Annotated in this window: 25 protein-coding genes; 6 read left to right on the top strand and 19 right to left on the bottom strand. The window is 66.2% G+C overall.

The features are described from left to right. Positions 1 to 10: 10 nt before the first annotated feature. From P0M04_RS20410 to P0M04_RS20365, 10 genes are read right to left on the bottom strand one after another with little or no spacing between them, the layout of a single operon-like run. Entirely contained in the window at positions 11 to 508 is a 498-nt protein-coding gene (locus P0M04_RS20410) for a DUF3306 domain-containing protein (RefSeq protein ID WP_259447289.1), read from the bottom strand. Beyond that, the gene (locus tag P0M04_RS20405) at positions 505 to 945 is read right to left on the bottom strand and encodes a DUF3305 domain-containing protein (RefSeq protein WP_259447290.1); all 441 of its coding nucleotides are present in this window, start codon (positions 943 to 945) and stop codon (positions 505 to 507) included. Before P0M04_RS20405 ends, P0M04_RS20410 begins: the two co-directional genes overlap by 4 nt. Beyond that, the gene (locus P0M04_RS20400) at positions 942 to 1388 is read right to left on the bottom strand and encodes a hypothetical protein (protein WP_259447291.1); all 447 of its coding nucleotides are present in this window, start codon (positions 1386 to 1388) and stop codon (positions 942 to 944) included. The genes P0M04_RS20405 and P0M04_RS20400 overlap by 4 nt, the downstream gene beginning before the upstream one ends. A 10-nt stretch (positions 1389 to 1398) precedes the next feature. Then, the gene (locus tag P0M04_RS20395; protein ID WP_259447292.1) at positions 1399 to 1830 is read right to left on the bottom strand and encodes a hypothetical protein; all 432 of its coding nucleotides are present in this window, start codon (positions 1828 to 1830) and stop codon (positions 1399 to 1401) included. 10 nt (positions 1831 to 1840) lie between these two features. Continuing rightward, a complete protein-coding gene (locus tag P0M04_RS20390) occupies positions 1841 to 2938 on the bottom strand; it encodes a formate dehydrogenase subunit gamma (RefSeq protein ID WP_259447293.1) in 1098 nt (365 codons plus the stop codon). A gap of 12 nt (positions 2939 to 2950) precedes the next feature. Next, positions 2951 to 3163, bottom strand: a complete 213-nt coding sequence (locus P0M04_RS20385) for a hypothetical protein (protein WP_258849732.1) — start codon at positions 3161 to 3163, stop codon at positions 2951 to 2953. Next, positions 3160 to 3840, bottom strand: coding sequence for a formate dehydrogenase FDH3 subunit beta (gene fdh3B, locus P0M04_RS20380; protein ID WP_036228272.1), 681 nt, complete (start codon positions 3838 to 3840; stop codon positions 3160 to 3162). The genes P0M04_RS20385 and fdh3B overlap by 4 nt, the downstream gene beginning before the upstream one ends. Before the next feature lie 10 nt (positions 3841 to 3850). After that, complete coding sequence (locus P0M04_RS20375; RefSeq protein WP_259447294.1) at positions 3851 to 6670, bottom strand: formate dehydrogenase subunit alpha; 2820 nt, start codon at positions 6668 to 6670, stop codon at positions 3851 to 3853. A 15-nt stretch (positions 6671 to 6685) separates the two neighbouring features. Then, positions 6686 to 6892 (bottom strand): formate dehydrogenase, encoded by a 207-nt coding sequence (locus tag P0M04_RS20370; RefSeq protein WP_259447295.1) that lies wholly within the window; start codon positions 6890 to 6892, stop codon positions 6686 to 6688. A gap of 10 nt (positions 6893 to 6902) precedes the next feature. Continuing rightward, positions 6903 to 7574 (bottom strand): TorD/DmsD family molecular chaperone, encoded by a 672-nt coding sequence (locus P0M04_RS20365; protein ID WP_259447296.1) that lies wholly within the window; start codon positions 7572 to 7574, stop codon positions 6903 to 6905. Positions 7575 to 7822: 248 nt separating this feature from the next. On the opposite strand from P0M04_RS20365, the gene fnr reads away from it, so the two are divergent. Next, on the top strand, positions 7823 to 8512 hold the full coding sequence (gene fnr, locus P0M04_RS20360) for a fumarate/nitrate reduction transcriptional regulator Fnr (RefSeq protein WP_281042053.1): 690 nt from the start codon (positions 7823 to 7825) through the stop codon (positions 8510 to 8512). Positions 8513 to 8572: 60 nt separating this feature from the next. Next, the gene (locus P0M04_RS20355) at positions 8573 to 9643 is read left to right on the top strand and encodes a porin (RefSeq protein ID WP_259447298.1); all 1071 of its coding nucleotides are present in this window, start codon (positions 8573 to 8575) and stop codon (positions 9641 to 9643) included. Here the strand turns inward: P0M04_RS20355 and P0M04_RS20350 are convergent, their stop codons facing one another. After that, on the bottom strand, positions 9644 to 10849 hold the full coding sequence (locus P0M04_RS20350; RefSeq protein ID WP_259447299.1) for a glycosyl hydrolase: 1206 nt from the start codon (positions 10847 to 10849) through the stop codon (positions 9644 to 9646). A 367-nt stretch (positions 10850 to 11216) separates the two neighbouring features. Between P0M04_RS20350 and P0M04_RS20345 the strand changes: the two genes are divergently transcribed. The 3 genes from P0M04_RS20345 (at position 11217) to P0M04_RS20335 (ending at position 16849) form a co-directional block, all read left to right on the top strand. Continuing rightward, positions 11217 to 14225, top strand: coding sequence for a TonB-dependent receptor (locus P0M04_RS20345; protein WP_259447300.1), 3009 nt, complete (start codon positions 11217 to 11219; stop codon positions 14223 to 14225). A gap of 90 nt (positions 14226 to 14315) precedes the next feature. Then, on the top strand, positions 14316 to 15560 hold the full coding sequence (locus tag P0M04_RS20340; protein ID WP_259447301.1) for a glycoside hydrolase family 27 protein: 1245 nt from the start codon (positions 14316 to 14318) through the stop codon (positions 15558 to 15560). 41 nt (positions 15561 to 15601) lie between these two features. Further along, complete coding sequence (locus P0M04_RS20335; protein WP_259447302.1) at positions 15602 to 16849, top strand: ABC transporter substrate-binding protein; 1248 nt, start codon at positions 15602 to 15604, stop codon at positions 16847 to 16849. Positions 16850 to 16888: 39 nt separating this feature from the next. Here the strand turns inward: P0M04_RS20335 and P0M04_RS20330 are convergent, their stop codons facing one another. From P0M04_RS20330 to ccoN, 7 genes are all read right to left on the bottom strand, one after another. Further along, on the bottom strand, positions 16889 to 18733 hold the full coding sequence (locus P0M04_RS20330; protein ID WP_259447303.1) for a DUF885 domain-containing protein: 1845 nt from the start codon (positions 18731 to 18733) through the stop codon (positions 16889 to 16891). Positions 18734 to 18799: 66 nt separating this feature from the next. Next, a complete protein-coding gene (locus P0M04_RS20325) occupies positions 18800 to 19285 on the bottom strand; it encodes a FixH family protein (protein ID WP_259447304.1) in 486 nt (161 codons plus the stop codon). Positions 19286 to 19304: 19 nt separating this feature from the next. Further along, a complete protein-coding gene (ccoG, locus tag P0M04_RS20320; RefSeq protein WP_259447305.1) occupies positions 19305 to 20687 on the bottom strand; it encodes a cytochrome c oxidase accessory protein CcoG in 1383 nt (460 codons plus the stop codon). Beyond that, on the bottom strand, positions 20684 to 21625 hold the full coding sequence (gene ccoP, locus P0M04_RS20315; protein ID WP_259447306.1) for a cytochrome-c oxidase, cbb3-type subunit III: 942 nt from the start codon (positions 21623 to 21625) through the stop codon (positions 20684 to 20686). The genes ccoG and ccoP overlap by 4 nt, the downstream gene beginning before the upstream one ends. Next, entirely contained in the window at positions 21618 to 21788 is a 171-nt protein-coding gene (locus P0M04_RS20310) for a cbb3-type cytochrome c oxidase subunit 3 (protein ID WP_259447307.1), read from the bottom strand. The genes ccoP and P0M04_RS20310 overlap by 8 nt, the downstream gene beginning before the upstream one ends. Before the next feature lies 1 nt (position 21789). Continuing rightward, positions 21790 to 22404, bottom strand: coding sequence for a cytochrome-c oxidase, cbb3-type subunit II (ccoO, locus tag P0M04_RS20305; protein WP_091667341.1), 615 nt, complete (start codon positions 22402 to 22404; stop codon positions 21790 to 21792). 22 nt (positions 22405 to 22426) lie between these two features. Then, entirely contained in the window at positions 22427 to 23878 is a 1452-nt protein-coding gene (ccoN, locus tag P0M04_RS20300) for a cytochrome-c oxidase, cbb3-type subunit I (protein ID WP_259447308.1), read from the bottom strand. A gap of 238 nt (positions 23879 to 24116) precedes the next feature. On the opposite strand from ccoN, the gene P0M04_RS20295 reads away from it, so the two are divergent. Then, positions 24117 to 24515, top strand: coding sequence for a TraR/DksA family transcriptional regulator (locus P0M04_RS20295; protein ID WP_259447309.1), 399 nt, complete (start codon positions 24117 to 24119; stop codon positions 24513 to 24515). A 157-nt stretch (positions 24516 to 24672) separates the two neighbouring features. Here P0M04_RS20295 and ccoS read toward each other — a convergent pair whose 3' ends face one another. Then, the gene (ccoS, locus tag P0M04_RS20290; RefSeq protein WP_036240176.1) at positions 24673 to 24813 is read right to left on the bottom strand and encodes a cbb3-type cytochrome oxidase assembly protein CcoS; all 141 of its coding nucleotides are present in this window, start codon (positions 24811 to 24813) and stop codon (positions 24673 to 24675) included. Positions 24814 to 24815 lie beyond the last annotated feature (2 nt).

Here is a 24815-nt window from a genome sequence, read left to right as displayed (position 1 = left end):
TGTCTCGGTTTCAGGTGGTTTTATTGGTGTCGTCGGGCGCGTCTTCATCTGCCGGCGGTTCTTCCACCGCTTCGACAACCCGCTGCAACGCGTTCTTCGCGTGCTCCAGCGACGCGAGCATCGCTTCGGACACGGGGCTCGGCTTCGTGTAGTCGTCGATGTAGACGTCCAGTCCATCCATCGCGTTGAAGTGCGGGTCGGCGAACAGTTTTTTCAGCGCTGTCCGGCGCACGGCCGCGTCGACGCCGCGTGCGACGAAGGCGGAGAAATCGGAATCGGCCGTCAGCCGGGCGACGTCGTCCATCGTCGGCAGCGGCACGTCGGCCGGCGCCGGCGCCGGCGCTTCCGCGACCGGAACCGGCAGCTCCGCCATAGGCGCGTCCGCAACCGGCATGTCCGCAACCGGCATGTCCGCGACCGGCATGTGGGATTCCGCCAGCGGCTCGATCCCCGATCGCGCCTCCGTCTTGCGGCGCGCCCAGCGGCGCAGGAAGCCTTCGTCCGTCATCCGTGCTGGCGGCCGCGCCGCGGCTTCGGTTGATAGTGCTCGCGCAGGTAGCCCGCGAGCCATGCATAGACCTCGGCCGGCATCGTGACGCCGTCCGCGTTCTCGCCCGAGTCGAACATGCGCGTGCCCTCGACGTAGCTGACCGACGCGCGCACGGGCATCGCGCGGCCGTTCTCCATCCGCCACAGCACGAAGACCTTCGATTCCGGCGCCACGCAGTTCTCGTAATAGCCTTCGTTCTCGTCCGGGTAGAGCTCCAGTTCGAGACCGGAGACGAGGTAGTAGTCGCGCTCGGGCGTCTGGCTCAGCACCTGCAGCGGCGGCAAATCGCCGCGGTCGGGCACGACGCCGACGGCTTCCCAGGCCTCGTCGGCCCAGCGGTGCTGGAGGGTGCGCCGCTGCATCAGCACGGCGATCGGCATGGATCCCATCTTCATTTGTTGTGCACCTTCGGCGTGCCTTTCTGGACGGTCGGCGGCGTGCCCGCCGGTTCGGCCTTCGTGGGTCCGGCCTTCACGTCCGTACTGGGCGCTGCAGTGCCCAGTTTTTCGCTCTTGATGGGCGCGGCGGCGCCGGCCGGCGTCAGCTTGCCGTCCGGTTGTCCGGCCGGTGCGGCGGCTTGTGCCGGTGCGGCCGCCGCGATGGCGACCGGCGCATGCGTCTTCCAGCCCTGCGCAGACGCGCGGCTGCGCCAGCGGGCCGTGATGGCATCCACCGATGCCGCGAGCGACGCCTTGTCCTTGGCCGCCTGCGCATCCGCGGCCGCCTTCTTCGCGGCGGCGGCCTCCTGCTGGGCGGGTGTCGGCGGCGGCAGCGCGGCGTGGGCCGTCGCGGCGGACAGCGCGAGCGCGAGCGCCGCGCTCCTGGTCATGTGGTTCATCCTGCTCTCCTCATCGTCCCGGCGCCGCCGAATGGCTAGGATCGCGGTTGACGGCGCCCGGCTGCGGCCCCGTTTCGGCCGGCGTCGGCGCGGCCGGCTTGCCATGGTCGCCGGGCTGGGTCTGCGTCGTGCCTTGCGTACCCGCGCCGCTGGGCGGCGTCGCGCCCTGGCTGGGCCCCTGGCCCGTCTCGCGCACGGTGCCGCCCGTCTCCGCGCCGGCCGTGTTGCCGCCGCTGCCGCCCGCGATGCCCGGTGTGCCGCCCGCGTAGCCGGCATTCGTCTTCGGCCCGCTGTGCGCGGCCATCACCTGGCCGCTCGTGCCGCCGTCGGCCGTCACCATGCCGGGGAACTTCGTCTTGCGCTGGGCTTCGTCGCCATGCTGCTTGCAGCCCACGGCGGCCAGCACACCCAGCACGGCCATGACCTTCATCGTCGTTTTCATCGGCGGCTCCTCAATGCGCGGGCCGCGGCGGCGGACTGCCGGCGGCGGGCGGCCGTTGGTCCGGCGGCACGCGGTCGTCGAACGTGCCCGGTTCCACGCCCGCCTTCACTTCGTCGTACCACACGGCGTGGTGCGCCTTGGCCCACGATTCGTCCACGGTCCCGTGGCGCATCGCTTCGTACGCGCCCGGCGTGCCCCACGTGCCGATGTAGATATGGCCCATCGCGGCCGCGATGTAGAACGTGGCGCCGGCGATGTGCAGGTAGTTCGCGACCTGCATGATGTAGCGCGTCTGGCCGAACGTGACGAAGTCGAGGATCAGGCCGGTGATCGACATCACGAGGCCCAGCAGGGTCACGCCCAGCCAGAACCAGGATTTTTCACCCGCGTTGAAGAACCCGGCCGGCACGTGCTTGTGCGAGACGAGGCCGCCGCCCTGCTTGATCCACTGCCAGTCGATGCGGCGGAAGAAGTTCCGGCGCAGGAAGGTGAAGAACATCAGCACGGAGCACACGATGAACAGCGGGCCCACGAAGTTGTGCAGGTACTTGAAGATGTAGGCCAGGGCGGCGAACACGTCGTGGCCGACGAGCGGCAGGATGAGCTTCTTGCCGAACATGATGACGAGGCCCGTCACGGCGAGGATGATGAAGCTGATCGCGGTCGCCCAGTGCACGTGGCGCTCCCAGCTGGTGAAGCGGCGGATACGCCGGCCCGTGTCCGGTTCTTCCGTGCGCACCGGACCGACGGCGCGGTAGAAGAAGAAAATCGCGACGAGCACGACGACGAGGATGGTGCCCATCGCGGTCGCGATCGGCCCGTTGCGCCAGATGCGCCACTGATTGCCGCCGCGCTGCACGATGACGGTGCCCTCCGTGCTGCCGTACTGGCCCAGGTAGTGGCGGTCGATGTGCACGCGGCCCGACGACTTCGAGTCCAGTCCCGGCTCGGGCGTGCGCGCATCCTTCTCGGCCTGCAGGATCGTCTGTTCCTCGGCATACGCGGGCTCGGCGCGGTTGTTCGGGACACCCGCGTGCGCGATACCGAGCAGCCACAGCGACAGGAGCAGTCCGAGAAAAGTCCGCAACGATCGAATAGTGAATGACATGGTCGGCTCCTGTTACGGGTTGGCCCGGTTGTATTCGTTCTGGTTCATGTTGCGGTTGCTGATCGTGCCCCACCACGACAGCTTGTCGTTGTGAAAGTGGCGCAGGAACGGGCGGTCGTCCTTCTTCCCGGCGTACATGCCGTGCACCCAGTTCGGATGCTGGTCGACTTCGAGGCAGCCCGCGAGCAGCGTCAGGGGCAGGCAGAGGATGAGAATGCGCTTCATGTCGGCAGCCTCCCCTCGTCGTTCTGCGAGTCCTTGAGGTTCTGGTTCTCGCGCGGCCCCTCGCCCTTCGCCTTGACGTCGCCGCCGCGTTTCGGCTTGCCGTACGCGATCTTCCAGCCCCACAGTTCGGGGCCGTAGCCGCGCGTCTCCACGCGCTGGCGGTAGATGTCGGCGATGACCGTCGCGTCGCCGCCGATCAGCGCCTTCGTGCCGCACATCTCCGCACAGGCGGGCAGCTTGCCCTCGGCGATGCGGTTGCGGCCATACTTCTTGAACTCGGCCTCGGACGTGTCGGGCTCCGGACCGCCGGAGCAGAACGTGCACTTGTCCATCTTGCCGCGGTGGTTGAACAGGCCCGTGGACGGGAACTGCGGCGCGCCGAACGGGCACGCGTAATAACAGTAGCCGCAGCCGATGCACTGGTCCTTGTCGTGCAGGACGATGCCGTCTTCCGTGTGGTAGATGCAGTTGACGGGGCAGACGGCCAGGCACGGCGCGTCGCTGCAATGCATGCACGCGACGGAAATGGAGCGTTCGCCCGGCACGCCGTCGTTGATGGTGACGACGCGGCGGCGGTTCACGCCCCACGGGGTCTCGTTTTCGTTCTTGCAGGCGGTCACGCAGCCGTTGCAGTCGATGCAGCGCTCCGTGTCGCAGATGAACTTCATTCTGGCCATATCGATCTCCTCACGCCCGCACCAGCCGGCACAGCGACACTTTCGTTTCCTGCATCATCGTCACGGCGTCGTACCCGTACGTCCACCCGGTGTTCACGGCCTCGCCGCGCACCGCGGGCGCGCCGCCGTCCGGATAGTGTTTTTCCAGGTCCTCGCCCATCCACCAGCCGCCGAAGTGGAACGGCATCCACACGAGGCCCACGGGCACGCGCGGCGTCACCATCGCCATCAGCTTCAGGCGCGCGCCGGTCGGCGTCTCGACCCACATGAATTCGCCCAGCTTCACGCCGATCTGCGCCGCGTCTTCCGGGTTCACTTCGCAGAACATGTTCTGCTGGAGTTCGGCCAGCCACGGATTCGAGCGCGTCTCCTCGCCGCCGCCCTCGTACTCGACGAGGCGGCCCGACGTCATGATCAGCGGGTAGTCCTTCGAGAAGTCGACCGCCTGCACCGACTTGTACAACGTCGGCAGGCGCCAGAACGCTGCCTTGTCGTCGTAGGTCGGGTATTTGGCAACCAGGTCGCGCCGCGGCGTGACGAGCGGTTCGCGGTGCGTCGGCACGGGGTCCGGGAAGTTCCACACGTTGCAGCGGGCCCGCGCGTTGCCGAACGGCGCGCAGCCGTGGGCGATCACGACACGGATGATCCCGCCCGACAGGTCCGTCTTCCAGTTCTTGCCCTCGGCTTGCACCTGCTCTTCCGGCGTGAGCTCGGCCCACCAGCCCAGCTTCTTCAGGAACACGTGGTCGAATTCGGGATAGCCCGTGTCGATCTCGCTGTCCTTCGTGAACGAGCCGTCGGCCGCGAGCAGGGGCTCGCCGTTGTGCTCCACGCCCCAGTTGGCGCGGAACGGCAGGCCGCCCTCGGCCACCGGCTTGTGCAGGTCGTACAGGATCGGCGTGCCCGGGTGCTTCATTTCCGGCGTGCCCCAACACGGCCACGGCAGGCCGTAGTAATCGCCCTTGCACGGACCGCTCTCCGCGCGCATCGTCGTCGGATTGAAGTCGCGCTTGTGCTCCATGTGCAATTTGAGTCGCTCGGGCGAGCAGCCCGTGTAGCCGATGGTCCAGCAGGAGCGGTTGATCTCGCGGAGGATGTCCTCGATGACCGGCTCGTTGTTGACGACCTTGATGTTCTTGACGAGCTGTTCGCCGAAGCCCAGCTTGCGCGCGAACAGGTACATGATCTCGTGGTCCGTCTTGCATTCGAACAGCGGCTGGATCACGCGCTCGCGCCACTGGATCGACCGGTTCGATGCCGTCACGGAGCCCTGCGTCTCGAACTGCGACGCGGCCGGCAGCAGGTAGACCCCGTCCGTGCGGCCATGCATCGCCGCCGTCATGCTGGGATAAGGATCGATGACGACCATGAAGTCCAGCTTCTGCATCGCAGCCTTCATGTCCGGCAGGCGCGTCTGGCTGTTCGGCGCGTGGCCCCAATAAAACACGGCACGCAGGTTGGTCGGCTGGTCGACGTACTGGTTATCCTCGAGCACCGCGTCGAACCAGCGCGACACCGTGATGCCCGGCTTTTCCATCAGCTCCTTCGAGCCGAAGCGCGACTTGACCCAGTCGTAATCGACGCCCCACACGGTGGAGAAATGCTTCCAGGCGCCTTCCGCGATGCCGTAGTAGCCGGGCAGCGAATCGCCGTTCGGGCCGACGTCCGTCGCGCCCTGCACGTTGTCGTGGCCGCGGTAGATATTGGCGCCGCCGCCCTGCACGCCGATGTTCCCCAGCGCGAGCTGCAGGATCGAGAGCGCGCGCACGTTCGCCGTGCCCACGTGGTGCTGCGTGATGCCCATGCACCAGACGACGGACGACGGCCTGTTCGTCGCCAGCATCTCGGCCGCCATGCGCACGGAGGCTTCCGGCACGCCCGTTACATCGCTGACCTTGTCAGGGGTCCACTTGGCCACTTCCTTGCGCACGTCGTCCATGCCGTAGGTGCGCGCCGCGATGTACTCCTTGTCCTCCCAGCCGTTGTTGAAGATGTGCCACAGCATGCCCCACACGAACGCGATGTCGGTGCCGGGACGGATGCGCACGTAGTGGTGGGCGAAGCGCGCCGTGCGGGTGAAGCGCGGGTCGACGACGATCATCTTCGCGCCCAGCTCCTTCGCGTGCAGGAAGTGCAGCATCGAGATCGGGTGCGCCTCGGCCGGGTTCGAGCCGATGAACAGCACGGCCTTGCTGTAGTGGAGGTCGTTGAACGAGTTCGTCATCGCGCCATATCCGTAGGTCTGGGCGACGCCGGCCACCGTCGTCGAGTGGCAGATGCGGGCCTGGTGGTCGCAGTTATTGGAACCCCACATCGACACCCATTTGCGCAGCAGGTAGGACTGCTCGTTGTTGTGCTTCGAGCTGCCGATGACCATCAGCGCGTCCGGCCCGGACTGCTCGCGCAGTTTCAGGAGCCGGTCGCCGATCTCGTTGATGGCCTGGTCCCACGTGATGCGCTCGTACTTGCCGTTCACGAGCTTCATCGGATAGCGCAGGCGGTGCTCGCCGAAGCCGTGCTCGCGCACCGACGCGCCCTTCGCGCAGTGGGCGCCCATGTTGATCGGAGAGTCGAACGCGGCTTCCTGGCGGATCCACACGCCATTGCTGACGACGGCCTCCACCGAGCAGCCCACCGAACAGTGGCTGCACACCGTGTGCTTGACCTCCGTGTTCGGCCTGGCCGGCACGGCGTCCGCCGCGGTTGCGGGCTGGATCACGTTCAGCGGCAGGTGGCGCGCGAGGGCGCCGGCACCGGCCGTCACGCCCGCGCCGACGAGGAAGCGGCGCCGTTTCAACCCGCTGTCGCGTGATGTCTTCACCAGGGTCATGGTCGTGGTCTCCTTCTACCAGTAAGCCGCGGTGCGGTAGTAGCGCCGGATGTGTTCCGTCTCGTGATAGCCCTTGGCCTGCTCCGGCTCCGCCGGTGCCGCGGGCCCGGGCTGCGGCTCGGGCGCACGCGCATGCGCGGCCGCGGCGACGGCCAGCGCGCCCAGCGGTGCCGCCTTCAGCAGGCTGCGGCGGGCGGGATCGGGTTGCTTGTCTTTGTCCATGATGGTCCCCTCAAGCGGCAATCGGGTCGGTAGCATCGAGCACGGCAAATGCCTGCGCTTCGATCGACAGGAACGCGTCGACGACGCCCGCGACGATCCGGTAGAAATTCGCGTCCGGGCTGTTCGCGATGTCGGCCAGGCAGGCCGCGTACCAGGGCCGGATGTGCGTCTCGAAAAAGTGTTTTTGCACGGCGAGGCCGCGCGGCGCCATGCCGGGGCCGCCCTGGATCAATACGCGCATCGTTTCGCACAGCGTGCCCAGGTGGTCCTCGAATTCGCCCACGCCGGGCGCGCGGGACAGGCGCAGGCGGGCGAGGTCGTGGCGCAGGTCGGCCAGGGGCGCGTCGTTCAGGTGGCCCGTGAGGTAGAAGGACCCGTACGGATTCAGCGGCGGCGTGCCGGTGCTGATGAACATGGCCGAGAATTCATCGGCCGCGGCGGATGCGTCGACGACGGTGGCGGCCTGGGTCAGCTTCAGCCAGGCGTCCTCGAGAGCGAATTCGCCGGCGGCGGCGATCGGGTCGGCGGCGGCCAGGGCCGCGAGCAGGGCGTCGTCGGGCGGGGCCAGCAGCAGGCGTGCGAACAGCGCGTAGAAATCGGCCCGGGCCTGGTCTTCGTCGGCCAGAGGCAGAGCCTCGCCATCATGCAAAATGGGTGAAGCGGAACGCTGGTCGGCCGACATGGTTCTCCCGTTGGCAAATATTCATGGGAAGTGTAATCCTTGACAATGCGAAGGCGCGCACGCTTGACCTCCACGCGACACTTCGTTGGCAAGGCGACCAACAGCGGGACAAATTCCCTACTTGTGGTAGGGGCTAACGTCTATAATCGGAACATCCCCCGAAGGTCCTCGCCATGATTGCAGCTGATACCCTACCCGCGACTCCCGTCACCGCTAACGCACTCAAGATCAGTTGCGCGGCTTGCAGCATGCACCAGCTGTGCCTGCCGATGGGCCTGGAGGATGCGGACATCGACCGCCTGGACCAGATCATCGGCAAGCGCCGCCGCCTGGAGCGCGACGAGCCGCTGTACAAGATGGGCGAGCCGTTCCGCAACCTGTACGCCGTGCGCTTCGGCCACTTCAAGACGTACCAGATCAACGCGGCCGGAGAAGCGCAGATCACGGGCTTCCAGATGGCCGGCGAGCTGCTCGGCATGGACGCCATCAGCGCCGACCGCCACCACTGCGACGCCGTCGCGCTGGAAGACAGCGAAGTCTGCGAGATCCCGTTCGCGCATCTGCAGGACCTGTTCGGCCAGGTGCCGGCGCTGCTGCGCCACTTCCACCGCATCATGAGCCAGGAAATCACGCGCGAGCAGAACGTCATGCTCCTGCTGGGGAACATGCGCGCCGAGCAGCGCTTCGCCGTCTTCCTCATCAACCTGTCCGCCCGCTACGCGGCGCGCGGCTATTCGTCCACGCGCTTCCAGCTGCGCATGTCGCGCGAAGACATCGGCAACTACCTGGGCCTGACCATCGAAAGCATCAGCCGCCTGCTGTCCCGTTTTAAAAAGCTGGGGCTCGTGCAGGTCGACAAGCGCGAGGTCGTGCTGCTCGAACCGGCGCGGCTGAAGGCGATGGCGGCCGGGACGGAGCAGTGCAGCCCGATGGCCTGACCTTTCGGTAGTTCACGGTCTCCCGGTCCGCATCGACAATGCGGGCGAAGGAGATCGTCCATGCATTCCAGATTCATTCCCCTCGCCGGCCTGCTGCTGGCCACCGCCGCTCACGCCCAGGACAGCGCCGTGCAGGTCTACGGCCGCCTCAACGTCGCCCTCGAACACGCGGACAGTTCCTCCGGCCCCGGCCTCGTGCGCCTCGTGAACAACCGCTCCGTGCTGGGCTTCCGCGGCGGTGAAGACCTCGGCGGCGGCTTGAAAGCCATCTTCCAGATCGAAGGCACGCTGTCGCCGGACACGGGCGCCGGCGCCCTCGCCGCACGCGACACCCGCGTGGGCCTCGCCGGCACCTGGGGCACGCTGTTCGCGGGCCACTGGACGACGGCGTACAACGGCGCCACGTCCGGCCTCGACCCGTTCTATCCGACGACGGCCGGCTTCATGAGCATCATGGGCAACGGTTCCGCGGCGGACGCGGACAACGTCAGCGACACCTCGTCGTTCGACCGGCGCCAGTCCAACTCGATCCATTACTGGAGCCCCGCGTGGCTCGGCCTGTCGCTGCGGGTGACGCACGGCCTGAACGAGGAAAAGCCGGCGAACGGCGCGAAGCCGTCGCTGACGTCGGCCGCCGCCATCTACGAACGGGGCCCGTGGTATGCCGTGCTGGCCGGCGAACGCCACCACGAGTACCAGGGCCCGGGGCTGGACGACACGGGCGCGAAGGCCGCCCTCGCCTACCAGTTCCCGCAGACGCGCATCGCCGTCGTCGCCGAACGGTTGAAATACGGGACGGGGGCCGGCGAGCTGGCGCGCAACGCCGTGTACCTGTCGCTGTCGCACCAGATGGGACCGCACGGCATCCGCATCGGCATCGCGCGCGCGGGCGACGCGAGCGGGCCGGCCGGCACGCGCATCGGCTTCGTGCGCGCCGGCGCGGGCACCGGCGCCACCCACGCGACGCTCGGCTACGACTACACGCTCAGCAAGCGCAGCAGCCTGTACGCGTACACGACGCGCCTGGACAACCGCGCGAACGGCGTCTACGAATTCGCGATCAACAGCTTGGGCGCGGCGCCGGGCGCGACGCTGAAGGCGTACGTGCTCGGCATGCGCCACAACTTCTGATCACACGTAACGTTCCAGCGTGATGACGCGCGGGTCGGCATACACGGCCTTGATGCGCGCATCGTCATTGGCCGCCGTGACGTCGACCCAGGACATGAAGAAGGACCACGGCGCGCCGCCTTCGAGGCTGCTGTCGATATCCGGCATCGGACCGTTCTCGGTCATGGCGACGAGCTTCGTGCCGCTGCTGAGTGCATAGGCCTTGTCGAACTCCGCCTTGTTGTTGATGTAGACGAAGTTGCCGGGATAGGAGTCGATGCCGATGATGTCGACCTTGTCGTTCCCCGGATACCAGGCAGCGTCGTTGCCGCACCAGCACCACAGCAGGTTGTGCAGGCCGTGGTAGTTCATGAGACGGTCGTACATCAGGTTCCACAGCTGCTTGTAAACGGTAGCGCCTTTCGCGCTCCACCAGAACCAGGTACCGCCGGCCTCATGGAGGGGTCGCCAGATGATGGGGACGCCGGCATCGCGCAGCTTTGCGAGCTGGACGGCGATGGCGTCGATATCGCGCAGCGTGTCCGCGTATTCCTGCGTCCCCTTCCTCACGGCCCGGGATGCGTCGAACGTCGTGAACTCGGTGTAGAACGTGTTCGTGCCGACGGTGCCGCCCGACGGCGAATGCCAGTGCCATTGATAGGCGATGATCGGCTTGTCCCCGTGATCCCGGCGCCATGCGATCGAGTTGGCGATCGACGGGTCGGCCGCATCGGGACCGAATGTGAAATAGCCCGGCTGGCCGGTACTCGGATTGATCGCATTGCCGTCCCACAGCCAGGAGTACATCGGGCTGTAGTGCTGCATGTCGAAGCCCCGCAGCAAGGGGTATTGGCCGGTCAGGTTTTTCACGTAGTCGAAATGATCCTGGTCGGTCTGGCCCGAAATGATGAACTTGCCGAACTTCGACAGCAGCCAGCTGTACAACGCTTTGGCGGCGGGCGTCGCGGCCGGATCGACCGGATCGGCGTTGATCGTGAAGCGCCGCACGACGCAGCTCGGGGTCGCGCCCGCCTGGCCGCAGGAATCGATCGTCACGGTGGCGGGCGATGGGGCCACCCGCCTGGACGACGCTGCTGCGACGGACTCGCTACCTGCGCGGCTGGTCGTGCCACCGCAAGCCCCAAGCAATGTCGTGGCCGCCGCGGCACCGGCGCCCTTGAACAACAGGCTGCGGCGGGTCAAAGAAAAATTTTTATCGTTAGACATGTTATCTCCTCCGTAAATGGATTGGCGTTAATCTCACGATGCTTTTCACATCAAAAAATTAACGAATCGATTATTCCACCGGCCCATACATACCCTTCGGGCTCCTCCTTCCCGGCGCATTGTTTAGTGACGTTTCTCGCAACAGCGTGAATACACCCCCCGCGCACCCAGCGTGTTTCGCGAAACAGCACTAAACAACACCGATTTCGCACCTCTTCTGGCCCGTCGACAAAACACGGCGTCAATAATTCGTATATCCGACGTTAATAAATCTTCTTTTGCAATATGTTTTTTTATTAGCGCCGGATTTACGCACATGCACAAGGTAATCGCCGCACTCGACGGCTGGACAACCAGAAGGGGACACATGAAACGCACCAACAAGACTGCCATCGCACTCGCCGTCGCTCACCTGGCGTGGGGAGCGGGAACGGCGCACGCGCAAACCGAGACCGAAGCCAAGGCCGTCGTCGTCGTGACCGGCCAGCGCGCCGCACTGGCCTCGGCGCAAAAACTCAAGCAGGATGCCGACGAGATCGTCGACTCGGTCGTCGCGGACGACATCGGCAAGCTGCCGGACCGTTCCGTCACCGAGGTCCTCCAGCGCGTCGTCGGCATCAGCATCAACCGCCAGGCGGGCGACAACGAGCGCTTCTCGGTCGAGGGCGCCGGGGTCAATATCCGCGGTCTGAACTACGTCCGTTCCGAACTCAATGGACGCGAGGCGTTCGCATCGAACGGCGGCCGCTCGATCAGCTGGGGCGACATCCCGCCCGAACTGATGGCCGGCGTCGACGTCTACAAGAACCCGTCGGCGGAGCAGACCGAAGGCGGCATTTCGGGTCTCGTCAACCTGCGCACGGCGCTGCCGTTCGACTTCAAGGGCCAGCGCGGCGCGCTGTCCGTCGAGGCGACGCACTCCACGCTCAGGAAAGGCAGGCCCGATCCTTCCGTGTCCGGCCTGTACTCGAACCGCTGGAAAACCGGCTTCGGCGAATTCGGCGCCCTGGTCGATATCGCGTCGTCGGACAGTTCCACGCAGACGGACACGTTCCAGTTCGAACCCTTCTTCCCGCGCACCGACATCGAACCGGGCCGCACGGTGTGGATCCCGAAAGGCGCGCAATGGCGCAACTACCAGTACGACCGCAAGCGGCAAGGTGCCTACGGCGCCCTGCAGTGGAAGCGCGACAATCTCCAGAGCCACCTGACCTATTTCCAGTCGCGCTACAAGGACAGCGCGAACGAGCAGTCGATCTTCTCGTCGGCCAGCCCCTATGACCTGAAGGTCAGCCCCGATACCGTGTACGACGCGAAGGGCGCGTTCGTCACGGGCACCCTCAGCGACACGAAGAACGGCGGCATCCCGTTCAGCAATGCGGGCGGCTTCAACAAGGGCGATTCGAAGACCACCGACGTGTCCTGGAACGTGCAGTGGAGGGTGGCCGACAACTGGACGCTCACGAGCGACCTGCAGCACGTGCGCTCCACGGGCAGCCACTTCACCTCGGCGGTCGGCCTGGGCATGCTGATGCCGAACGAGAGCCTCGACCTGCGCGGCAGCCTGCCGACGATTCACTTTACCGATGCCCAGCGCGCCTTCCTGGCCGATCCCGCGAATTACTACTGGGAGTCGACCATGGAGCACCTCGACAGGACCAAGGGCACCATGAAGGCCTGGAAGGGCGATGCGCGCTATGCGTTCGACCATCCGGTCCTGCGCGACGTGCGCTTCGGCGTGCGCCTGACGGACCGCGAAGCGCGGACGGTCAATTCCGATCCCAGCTGGAACTGGGCCGGCGTGACGCCGCCGTGGCTGCTGGGCTGGGACATTCCGAAACTGGCCTACCTGAACGACCCGCGCTTCAACGCGCCGCACGTGACGCAACAGTTCAACAACTTCTTCGGCGGCGACGTCAGCGTCCCCGCGGTCGTGTTCCCCGCGCCGAGCGTGGCCAGCGGCTACCCGGCTTCCTACCAGACGCTGCATGACTACCACGATGCGATCCTGTGTCCGGAACGGATCGCGGCCAATGGCGGCGATTGGGGCAACCCGTGCCAGATCTGGAAAGCGGCAAAGTTCGGCGGCGACAACCCGGCCGGCACCAACCACCAGAAAGAGAAGACCCGCGCGCTGTACGCCCAGCTGCGCTTCGGCTTCGACGACCTGAAATACCCGATCGACGGCAACGTCGGCCTGCGCTACGTGCAGACCCGCTCGCACTCGACCGGCTACATGTCGTACACGCCGGGGGCGCCGTTCGGGCAAGGCACGCAGGCCACCGGCATCCCGGTTCCCTACATCCCCGCTTACCTGAACAAGAGCGATGTCGAGAACAAGTACAACAACTTCCTGCCGACCGTGAACCTGCGCCTGAAGGCCAGCGACACACTGCAGTTCCGCCTGGCCTACGGCAAGTCGATGTCGCGTCCGGACTTCTCGCAACTGCAGGCCTACACGACGCTGTCGCAGGAAATCGTCTCGTCGGTGAACGAGGAGACCAAGGTCGTGAACGTGACGGCCGTGAACCGGACCGGCAACGCGCAGGGCAACCCGGCGCTCCGCCCGATCACGTCGAATCAGCTCGACGTCACCGCGGAATGGTACTTTGCCAAATCCGGATCGCTGACGCTGGCGCTGTTCGACAAGCACCTCAAGGATGTGATCATCAACCAGACGACGTCGGTGAGCCTGCCGGACATCACAGGAACGCCGCAGCAATTCCTGGTGACGTCGCCGGTCAACGGCGCGAAAGGCATCGCGCGCGGCGGCGAGATCGCGTACCAGCAGTATTTCGACAACGTGCCGGACTGGCTGCGGGGCATCGGCGTGTCGGCGAACTACACCTACGTCCACAGCAAGCGCAGCCTGTACAACCCGGTCTTCAGCGAATACTGCTCGGGCGGACAGAATGCCGCGAACGTCAACCTGAACCTGAACGGCTGCGACATCGACGGACGCGCCTTCGGCAACCTGCCGCTGACCCAGCTGTCGCAGAACGCCTACAACCTGGCGATCCTGTACGACAAGGGACCGTGGTCGGCGCGCCTGGCCTACAACTGGCGCTCGCGCTACCTCCTCAGCACCAACACGAACGGGACGCAGGGCAGCAACGGTACGGACACCAATCCCGCCAGCCCGACCTTCGGCCAGCACAACGTGGCCTGGGGCCTGCCGCTGTGGGCGGATGCGTACGGCCAGCTGGACGGCGGCATCTCGTACAAGTTCAGCGAGAACCTGAAATTCGACTTCCAGGCGCAGAACCTGACGGACGCCCGCTACAGCCAGACCATGCACCAGGGTATCGGCGACAAGGTGCGCGCCGTCTTCGTCTCCGGGCCGCGCTACAGCCTGCGCGTGGGCTACACGTTCTGATCTCCACGTTTTGATCTCCTTGCCCGGGCAACCGGGCTTTTCGGCCGCGCCCCTCGGGGCGCTGCCTTTTTTATTCGGAATCATCATCCTATGTTGAAAGCACTCTTCACCGTCCTGCTGCTCGGCGGCGTCGTCTCGCACCAGGCGTACGCGCAGGGCGTGACGGTCCGCACCGCGCCGGGCACGCCCGGCAAGTTCACCGAACTGGGACAGCGCCCGCAAATGGGCTGGAACACCTGGAACACCTTCGCCTGCAACATCAACGAAAAGCTCATCCGCGAAGCGGCCGACGCCATGGTCGCCAGCGGCATGCGCGATGCCGGGTACGTGTACCTGAACATCGACGACTGCTGGCAGGGCGAGCGCGATGCGCAGGGCTTCATCCACGCCGATCCGCAGCGCTTCCCGTCCGGGATCAAGGCGCTGGCCGACTACGTCCACGCCAAAGGGCTCAAGCTGGGCATCTATTCGGACGTGGGCGACAAGACCTGCGGCGGGCACGCCGGCAGCCGCGGGCACGAGTACCAGGACGCGCTGACGTACGCCGCCTGGGGTATCGATTACCTGAAATACGACTGGTGCAATACCGAGGGCCTGAGCGCGAAAGGCGGCTACACGACGATGCGCGACGCGCTGCGCGCCGCGGGCCGCCCCGTCCTGCTCTCGATCTGCGAATGGGGCGACAACAAGCCGTGGGAATGGGCCGGCGACGTGGGTCATTCGTGGCGCACGACGGGCGACATCTACCCGTGCTGGGACTGCGAATTCAACCACGGCGACTGGTCGTCGTTCGGCGTGCTGCCCATCCTCGACAAGCAGAACGGCCTGCGCAAGCATTCCGGGCCCGGACGCTGGAACGACATGGACATGCTGGAAGTCGGCAAAGGCATGACCGAGGACGAGGACAAGGCCCACTTCTCGATCTGGGCCATGATGAATTCGCCGCTCATCGCGGGGAACGACATCCGTTCGATGTCGGCCGCCACGCGCGCGATCCTGACCAACCGCGCCGTCATCGCGGTGAACCAGGACGAACGGGGCATCCAGGCCTGGCGTTTCATGAACGACGGCCAGCTCGAGATGTACGCCAAGCCGCTCGCGAACGGCGAATGGGCGCTCATGTTCCTCAACCGCGCCGATCACGCGCGGCGCTACCGGTTCGACTGGAACAGCCACGCGCTGTCCGACCGGGTCAGCAACAACAGCGTCGATTTCGGGCACAAGCGCCACCGGTTCACCGACCTGTGGACGGGCGCGACGGGCGACACCGCCAAGCCGCTGGCGCTGACGGTGCCCGCCCATGGCGCGGTGATGCTGCATCTCTCGCCCGACTGACGGCGTGGATGCCCGCCCCGCCTTGTGATAAGGTTGGGCGCATGACTGTTTCGCATGTATTCGCCGCCCTGGCGGCAGGCCTGGCGCTGTGCGCATCGACGACGGCCCGGGCGGGCGACCTGGAGGTTTTCCATTACTGGGACCTGGCCGGCGACGCCAGGGCCATCGCCTTCCTGAAAGCGACGCTGACGCAGGAGGGCGACACCTGGCGCGATTTCGCGGTCGCCGGCGGCGGCACCGGCATGGCGCTGACGCTGCTGAAGTCGAGGGTCGCGGCCGGCAACCCGCCGACCGCGGCGCAAATGAAGGCGCCCGCCATCGCCGCGTGGGCGCAGGCCGGGCACCTGGCCAACCTCGACGACATCGCCCGGGCCGGGCAATGGGACAAGGTCCTCCCGGAGGCGATCAGCGCGCGCATGAAATACAACGGCCACTACGTCGCCGTGCCCGTGGACCTCCACCGCAACAACTGGTTGTGGATTAACGCGCGCGTCCTGAAAGCGTCGCGTGCGAAGGCGCCGACGACGTGGGACGAGTTTTTCCGGACGGCCGAAGCGATGAAGCGCGCGGGCTTCATCGCTGTGGCCCATGGCGAGCAGCCCTGGGAAGACCTGCGCCTGTTCGAAAACGTCGTCATCGGCCTGGCCGGCGCGGACTTTTACCGGAAAGCGCTCGTCCAGCTGGACACGGCCGCACTGTCCAGCCCCGCGATGGAGCGCGCGCTGGCGACCTTCAGGCGCATCAAATCCTATACCGGCCGCTCGACCTATCAGAACGACTGGATCCAGGCGTCGGCCATGCTCACCAGCGGCAAGGCCGGCATGCAATTCATGGGGGACTGGAACAAGCCGGTGCTGATGGAGGCACGGAAGACGTCGGACTTCGAGTTCGAGTGCCTGCCGGTGCCGGGCGCCACCGACGCGTTCGTGTTCGACGTCGATTCGTTCGTCATGTTCAAGGTGCAGGGCGAAGCGAAACTCGGCGCGCAACGTCACCTCGCCGCCGCGCTCCTGCGCCCGGACATCCAGGAACGGTTCAATCTCTACAAGGGCGCCCTGCCCGTCCGGTCCGACGTCGATCTCGGCCGGTACGACCGCTGCGCGACCGCCTCCAGGGCAGCGTTCCAGCAGGCGGCGCGGAGCGGCGTCCTGGTCCCGAGCATCAACATGGCGCAGCCGCCGCCCGTGGAAGACGCCATGCGGGCCTTCATCAGCGATTTCTGGCGTGACGACCGCGTGACGGCTGCCACGACGATCGCACGCCTGAAAGCGCTGGCGGCAAGCCGCTGATCACGCGGCCTGCTTTTAAGCCTGCTTGTAAGCCTGCTTCTAAGCCTGCTTCTGCGCCGCGATCCAGCGCTGAACGATCTCGCCCAGCACGTCCAGCGGCACCGACCCGTTGCGCAGCACGACGTCGTGGAACGCGGGCAGCGAGAACTTCGCGCCCAGTTCCTTCTTCGCGTGCTCGCGCAGGTCGATGATGCGCAACATGCCGATCATGTACGCGCACGCCTGCCCCGGCCACGCGACGTAGCGCTCCACTTCCTGCGCGCCGATGCCGTAGTCGATGGCCTGCTGGCGCGTCCAGCCCTTCGTGTGCAGGCCGGTGTCGACGACGAGCCGGCGCGCGCGGAACAGTTCCGAGCCGAGGGCGCCCAGCAGGCCCGGGACATCGCCCTCGTACCAGCCCTGCTCCACCGCGAGACGCTCCGCGTACAGCGCCCAGCCTTCGCTGTGCGCGCTGCCGCCGCCGAAGATGCGCTGGGCGCGGAACTTGGGCAGGTCCGTGCGCTCCTGCTGGATCGCGAGCTGGAAGTGGTGGCCCGGCACGGCCTCGTGGTACGACAGGCTGCGCATGCGGATCACGTCGAACGTCGGACCGCGCATCGGCACCCAGAAGATGCCGGGACGGCTGCCGTCCGGCGCCGGCAGCGAGTAATGGGCCGCGGCCGACGGTTCCGTCAGCGGCGGTTCGCGGCGCACGTCGACCGGCGCGCGCGGCTTCAGGTTGAACAGCGCGTCGCTGCGTTTTTCCGCATCCGCCACGATGGTCGCGTAGCGCTGCAGCAGCTCCGGACGCGGGTCAAAGTTATCCAACCCCGCGCCTTTCGGCTGGAACGTCGCGTCCAGCTGCTTCATGCGCTCCTCGATGCCGCCTTCCGCGTAGCCGAGGGCGCGCAGGTGCCTGTCCATCTCGGCCTCGATGCGCGCCACTTCGCGCAGACCGATCGCGTGGATCTCTTCCGCCGTCAGATTCGTGCTCGTGTACGTCTTGAGCGCCTGCTGGTAGGCGGCCGCGCCGTTCGTCAGGCGCGAGATACCGGCCGTGTCGTTCGTCTTCGGATGCAGCTCGGCCATGTAGGCCTGCACGCGCAGGTACGCGGGACGGATCTTCGTGTCGACGATGCGGGTAGCGTCGGCGATGGCCCTGGCGCGCGCGTCCGGCGCCAGGTCCGCGAGTTTTTCCATGCGCTGGGCGAAGGTCGTCACGAGGACGTTCTGGTCCGCCGCGGGCTTCAGGAACAGGTCGACCTGGTACTGCGCGCGCTCGAGGATGAAGCGCGGCGGGACCAGGCCGCGGGCCGTGGCGGCGCGGGCGCGTGCGAGGGCTTCGTCCATGCGCGTGGCGACCTGGTCGAGGCGCGCGAGATAGCTGGCCACGTCGGACGCGCGGCGCAGCGGATGCGTCGTCGTCATGAAGTTGACGAGGCCGACCTGCGTGCCGCCGAACTGGTTGAAGACGAACTGGTAATCCTCGTACGGCTCGCTGGCGACCGTGTTGGCCAGACTCCAGCGCATCACGGACGCGGACGTGCGCTGCTCTTCGCTCAACGGCCCGGCGAGGAATGCGTCGAGACGCGCAACGCCGGTCTTCGCCAGCGCGATCACCTTCTTGCGGTGCGCCTGCGTCAGCGGCGTGAGCTGGCGGTCCAGCGCGTCCTGCTCGGCGCCGCCGAAATATTGCGTCGACGTGGCCAGTTGCGGATTGGCGCGGACCCAGTCGGCGGCGAAACGGTCGGACCAGGTGTCGAAGGCGGCGTTGGCCTTGACGGCCTGGGTGGTCGTGGCGGCCACCGCGACTTGTGGCGCGGTGGTGCCGAGGACGAGGGGAACGAACAGCGTGGCGATGGCGGCGGCCGTGCGGGCGCGCGTGTAAAGACGGGGTTGTGGCATCTCTCTTCCAGTGGTAGTGGGTTCTTGTTCCCGCCGGGTAGGCTGGGCGACAAGAATCTACCACGGTCAAGGCTTGTCGGCCACGATCTCCAGCGTACGTACAGCGTCCCACCCTTTGGCCAGCCGCCAGTCCCGCAACGCCCCTTCGACGACGACCTGCCAGTGCGTCCGCTCCAGCGCAGGCAGCGCGACGCTGAACGAACCGTCCGGCGCAGGCTTCACGAACACACGCAGGTCGCGCTGCGGCAGGGTCGGATGGGCGAGGTAGATGGTGAACGGCGCCGATTGCCCCGCAAGACGCCCCGCCAGTGCGCCCGCGCGCGGATCGTATTCCGCCCGCAGCGACAGGCCCAGCCTGGTCGCTGCGCGGTCGCGCCGCAAGTCCTGGTTGATGGCCTTGCCCTGCTTGTAGTAGTCGTCGACGACGAGGGCGTCCGGGTGGCCGGCGGCCAGCCAGGCGACGTAGCCGCCGCCGGCGAGCACGGTCGCCGGACCGAGCATCAGGAGCCACGGCCAGCGGTGGGCGTACCAGGGAGTTGAAGTCGCGTGCATGTCCTATCCTTATGATCGTTCAGCGCGGCACGATGAAGACGGCCTTCTCGGTCACGCGCAATGCGGGTTCGTCCTGTGCCGTCACGGTGAACGTGAGCGCATTCGACCCGGTGCGTGCGGCGCCGTGCTCGATGCGCACGCGCACCGGCACCGCGCGCGTGGAGGCGCCATCCAGTTCGACGAGGTCTTCGTCGGCGATGGCGGCGGACGGGATGCCGGAGACGCCAATGTGGAACAGGTGCGGACGCTCGCCCGTGTTCATCAGCTGCAGGCGGTACACGTTCTCGATCTTGCCGTCTTCGACTTCGCGGCCCATCGAGCCGCGGTCGCGGATCACGTCCAGCTTGAGCGGCGTGCGCAACGCCAGCGCCGTGCTCATGCCGGCCGCCATCAGGACGAACACGAGGCCGTAGCCGATCGTGCGCGGGCGCAGCAGGCGGGCGCGGATCTGCTTTGCATTCCAGCCGCCGGCCAGGGCATTCTCGGTCGAGTAGCGGATCAGGCCGCGCGGTCTTCCTACCTTGTCCATCACGCCGGAACAGGCATCGATGCAGGCGGCGCAGCCGATGCATTCGTATTGCAGGCCATCGCGGATGTCGATGCCGACCGGGCAGACCTGTACGCACAGCGAGCAGTCGATGCAGTCACCTTTGGTGCCGTTGCGCGCCGCGCCGCGGGGCTCGCCACGGGCCACGTCGTAGCTGACGATCAGCGTGTCGCGGTCGAACATCGCGCTCTGGAAGCGGGCGTATGGGCACATGTACTTGCACACCTGCTCGCGCATCCAGCCCGCGTTGCCGTACGTGGCGAAGCCGTAGAACAGGATCCAGAACGCTTCCCACGGACCGAGGCCCAGGTGCGCGACGGCGTCGCCCAGCGCACGGATCGGCGTGAAGTAGCCGACGAAGGTAAAACCGGTCCACAGGGCGACCGTGCCCCAGGCCAGGTGCTTGGCGCCCCGCTTGCCCAGCTTTTCCAGGGTCCACGGCTGGCGGTCGAGGCGGATGCGCGCGCTGCGGTCGCCTTCGATGCGGCGCTCGATCCACAGGAAGATCTCGGTGTAGACCGTTTGCGGGCAGGCATAGCCGCACCACACGCGCCCCGCCACCGCGGTCACGAGGAACAAACCGTAGGCGCTGATGATCAGCAGGGCCGCGAGATAAATGAAATCCTGCGGCCACAGCACGAGGCCGAACAGGTGGAATTTACGGGCGCCCAGGTCGAACAGGACCGCCTGGCGGCCGTGCATGGACAGCCACGGCAGGCCGTAGAACAGCGCCTGCGTGAGCCAGACGCACGCCCGGCGCAGGGTGGCGAACGGTCCCTTCACCACGCGCGGATGGATGTCCTCGCGTTTGGCGTACATCTTGATGACCGTCTCCTTGGGCGCGCGCGCATTCATTTTGCCGCCACCTCGTGCTGCGTGCCAGGCGTATTGGACAGCGACCAGACGTAGGCGGCCAGCACGTGCGCCTTGCCCTCGCCGAGGAATTCGCCCCACGCGGGCATCGTGTTGTTGCGGCCCTTGCGGATCGTCTCCATGATCGTCTCCGGGCTGCCGCCGTACAGCCACACCTTGTCCGTCAGGTTCGGCGCGCCCAGCATCGGATTGCCGTGCGCGTCGGGGCCGTGGCACGCGGCGCAGGCGGCGAACTTCGGTTTGCCGAAGGCGACCTTGATCGGGTCCGCCGGCGCGCCGGAGAGACTCATCACGTAGTGCGCGACGTTCTCGACGTCCTTGTCGGCACCGAGCGCCGCGCCCATCGGCGGCATCTGGCCGTTGCGGCCCTTCATGATCGTTTCCTTGATCACCGACGGCTCCCCGCCGTACAGCCAGTCGCTGTCCGTCAGGTTCGGATAGCCCTTGTTGCCGCGGGCGTCAGAGCCGTGGCACTGCGCGCAATACGTGAGGAACAGGCGCTCGCCGATGGCGTGGGCCTGCGGGTCGCTTGCCACGTCCTTGAGGTCGCGCTTGAGGTATTGCGCGAACAGCGGGCCGTAGTCGGCATCGGCCTTCGCCAGTTCCTGCCTGTACGCGCCGGCCGATTGCCAGCCCAGCCGGCCGGCGTAGCTGCCGAGGCCGGGGTACAGGACCAGGTAGCCGATGCCGAACAGGATCGTCAGGTAGAACATGAACATCCACCAGCGCGGCATCGGCGTGTTCAGTTCCGTCAGGTCCTCGTCCCACACGTGGCCCGTCGTCTTTTCGGGCTGGCCGTGCTCGTCGAGGCGCACCTTGTGGCGCGACTGCGACCACAGCAGGATCGCGCAGCCGGCGATGCCCAGCACCGTGATCAGGACGATGTACCAGTTCCAGAAACCGCTCGTGAAGTCAGACATAGTCGTCCTCCACCTCGTCGTCTGCAAAGGGCAGCGCGGCCGTGGCGGCGAAGTCCCGCTCCTTGCGCAGCAGGAAGGTCCAGGCCAGGATGCCCAGGAAGGTGGTGAAACTCACGATCGTCATCACGCGGCTCGCGTCGTCGAAAACATGTTGGATGGCCATCTCAATTCCTCGATTTGATTTGCGTGCCGAGACCCTGCAGGTAGGCGACCAGCGCGTCCTGCTCCGTCTTGTCGGCCAGTTGCGCGGGCGCGTCCTTGATGTCCTGTTCCGTGTACGGGACGTTCAGGCGCTGCATCGCGCGCATCTTCGGCACGATGGATTGCGGGTCCAGCTTCGCCGTGGCCAGCCACGGATAGCCGGGCATGTTCGATTCCGGCACGACGTCGCGCGGGTTGTCGAGGTGCGTGCGGTGCCACTCGTCCGAATAGCGGCCGCCCACGCGCGCGAGGTCGGGGCCGGTGCGCTTGGAACCCCACTGGAACGGGTGGTCGTAGACGAATTCGCCCGCGACCGAGTAATGGCCGTAGCGCTCCGTCTCGGCGCGGAACGGGCGGATCATCTGCGAGTGGCAGTTGTAGCAGCCTTCGCGGATGTAGACGTCGCGGCCCGCGAGGCGCAGCGGCGAATACGGCTTCAGGCCGGCGACGGGTTCGGTGGTCGAATGCTGGAAGAACAGCGGCACGATCTCGACGAGGCCGCCGAACGAGATCACGACCAGCACGAGGCCGATCAGCAGCCAGGGATTCTTCTCGATCCACTCATGGGTGAATTTCATGGTTTTGCTCCTGCGTGTTCTGTTAGGCGTGTTCCGGGACCGCATGCGTCTTGCCATGCGAAGCCAGCGCGGGGATACGTGCGTCGACCGATTGCGTGCCGCGCATCGTCAGCCACGTGTTGTACGCCATCAGGCACATGCCGGTCAGGTACATCAGGCCGCCGCCGAAGCGGATCACGTAGTACGGATACGTCGCCTTGACGCCTTCGACGAAGGTGTAGGTCAAGGTGCCGTCCGGGTTCACGGCGCGCCACATCAGGCCCTGCATCACGCCGGCGATCCACATCGCGGCGATGTACAGCACGATGCCGATGGTGCCGAGCCAGAAGTGCGCATCGACGAGGGCTACGCTGGCCATCTGCTTCTTGCCGGCGAGGCGCGGGATCAGGTAGTACAGGGAACCCATCGTGATGAAACCGACCCAGCCCAGCGCGCCGCCGTGCACGTGGGCGATGCCCCAGTCCGTGTAGTGCGACAGCGAGTTGATCGTCTTGATCGACATCATCGGGCCCTCGAACGTGGCCATGCCGTAGAACGACAGCGAGACGATCATGAATTTCAGGATCGGGTCCGAGCGCAGCTTGTGCCAGGCGCCGGACAGGGTCATGATCCCGTTGATCATGCCGCCCCACGACGGCGCCAGCAGGATCAGCGAGAACACCATGCCGATCGACTGCGTCCAGTCCGGGAGCGCCGTGTAGTGCAGATGGTGCGGGCCGGCCCACATGTAGGTGAAGATCAGGGCCCAGAAGTGGACGATCGACAGGCGGTACGAATACACGGGCCGCTCGGCCTGTTTCGGGATGAAGTAGTACACCATGCCCAGGTAGCCGGCCGTGAGGATGAAGCCGACGGCGTTATGGCCGTACCACCACTGGATCATCGCATCCTGCACACCGGCGTACATCGAGTACGACTTGAACAGCGTGACGGGCATCGACATGCCGTTGACGATGTGGAGGATGGCCACCGCGAGGATGTAGCCGCCGAAGAACCAGTTGGCGACATAGATGTGCTGCACGCGGCGCTTGACGATGGTGCCGAAGAAGACGACGGCATACGCGACCCACACGACGGCGATCAGGATGGCGATCGGCCATTCCAGCTCGGCGTATTCCTTGCCGCGCGTGAAGCCCAGCGGCAGGGTGATCGCGGCCGACACGAGCACGGCCTGCCAGCCCCAGAACGTGAACGCGGCCAGCCTGTCCGAGAACAGCCGGACCTGGCACGTTCGCTGCACGACATAGTAGGACGTGGCGAACAGGCCGCAGATGCCGAACGCGAAGATCACCGCGTTCGTGTGCAGCGGCCGCAGGCGGCCGTACGTGAGCCACGGGATATCGAAGTTCAATGCCGGCCAGGCGAGCTGCGCGGCAATCCACACGCCCGCCAGCATGCCGATTACGCCCCAGACGACAGTTGCGATGGCAAACTGGCGCACGATCTTGTAGTTATAGTTTAGACTGCTGTCCAAGGTGCACTCCCTGAAGAATAAGAAAGACGACACCGTCAGGGTAGGTTTCCTGGGGGTTCCAAATCCTTGATGTGAATCAAAAATTCCAGATTGGGTCCAAGGAAGGAGCCGGCTTCTTCCTCGATGTTGCTGAAAGCAGACTGGCGTTACGAAAGGACGATATGAGGTGCGTCAAACATGACGCGCGATGGTCCCGCCACACTGACCGAAGGATTTGACAACGAAGAGGACGACGACCATGCCGCCAATTTCACCTGAACTACACGAGGAACTCGGCCAGCGCCTGCGCAAGGCCCGCGAGGACGCGCTGGCCACCGTGCGCGGCCGCACGGATGGCGATACGGACGACCGCCCGGCGATCTCGCCGAACGCCCACATGGGCCAGAACGACGATGCACCGGCCGGCGAGATGCTCAGCCATAACGAGGAACACCTGGCCGAGCACGAAACGAATCTGCTGCACGAGATCGACGCCGCGATCGGCCGGCTGGAATCGGGCGCGATCGGGATCTGCGACTCGTGCGGGCGCGAGATTCCGGAAGCGCGGCTGCTGGCCACGCCGACGGTGCACACGTGCATTGCGTGCCAGGAGCGGATCGAGAAGGAACAACGCACCGGCCGCGGGCCGAGCATGTAACACCGTCGCGCGCCCGGACCACCGTCATCCCCGCGCAAGCGGGGATCCATACTGAGACTCCGAAGCCGGGCCCCGAGGTACGCCACGTCATATCAGACATATCGAATTCTGACACTCGGCATGGGTTCCCGCTTTCGCGGGAACGACGTGTGGCTGGTCAATCGTCGTCGCTGAGGATGCGGAGCGCGGGCCCTTCGAGATCGTCGAACTGCCCGCTGTCCGCCGCCCCGAAGAAGATCCACACCGCGAACGCGACGAGCATCACGCTGAGCGGCACCAGCAAATACAAGGCTTCCATCG

The organism is Telluria mixta (genome assembly GCF_029223865.1).
GTDB lineage: Bacteria > Pseudomonadota > Gammaproteobacteria > Burkholderiales > Burkholderiaceae_D > Telluria > Telluria mixta.
Note: the sequence above shows the minus strand (reverse complement) of the source record. Positions and strands in the feature narration are given on the sequence as shown.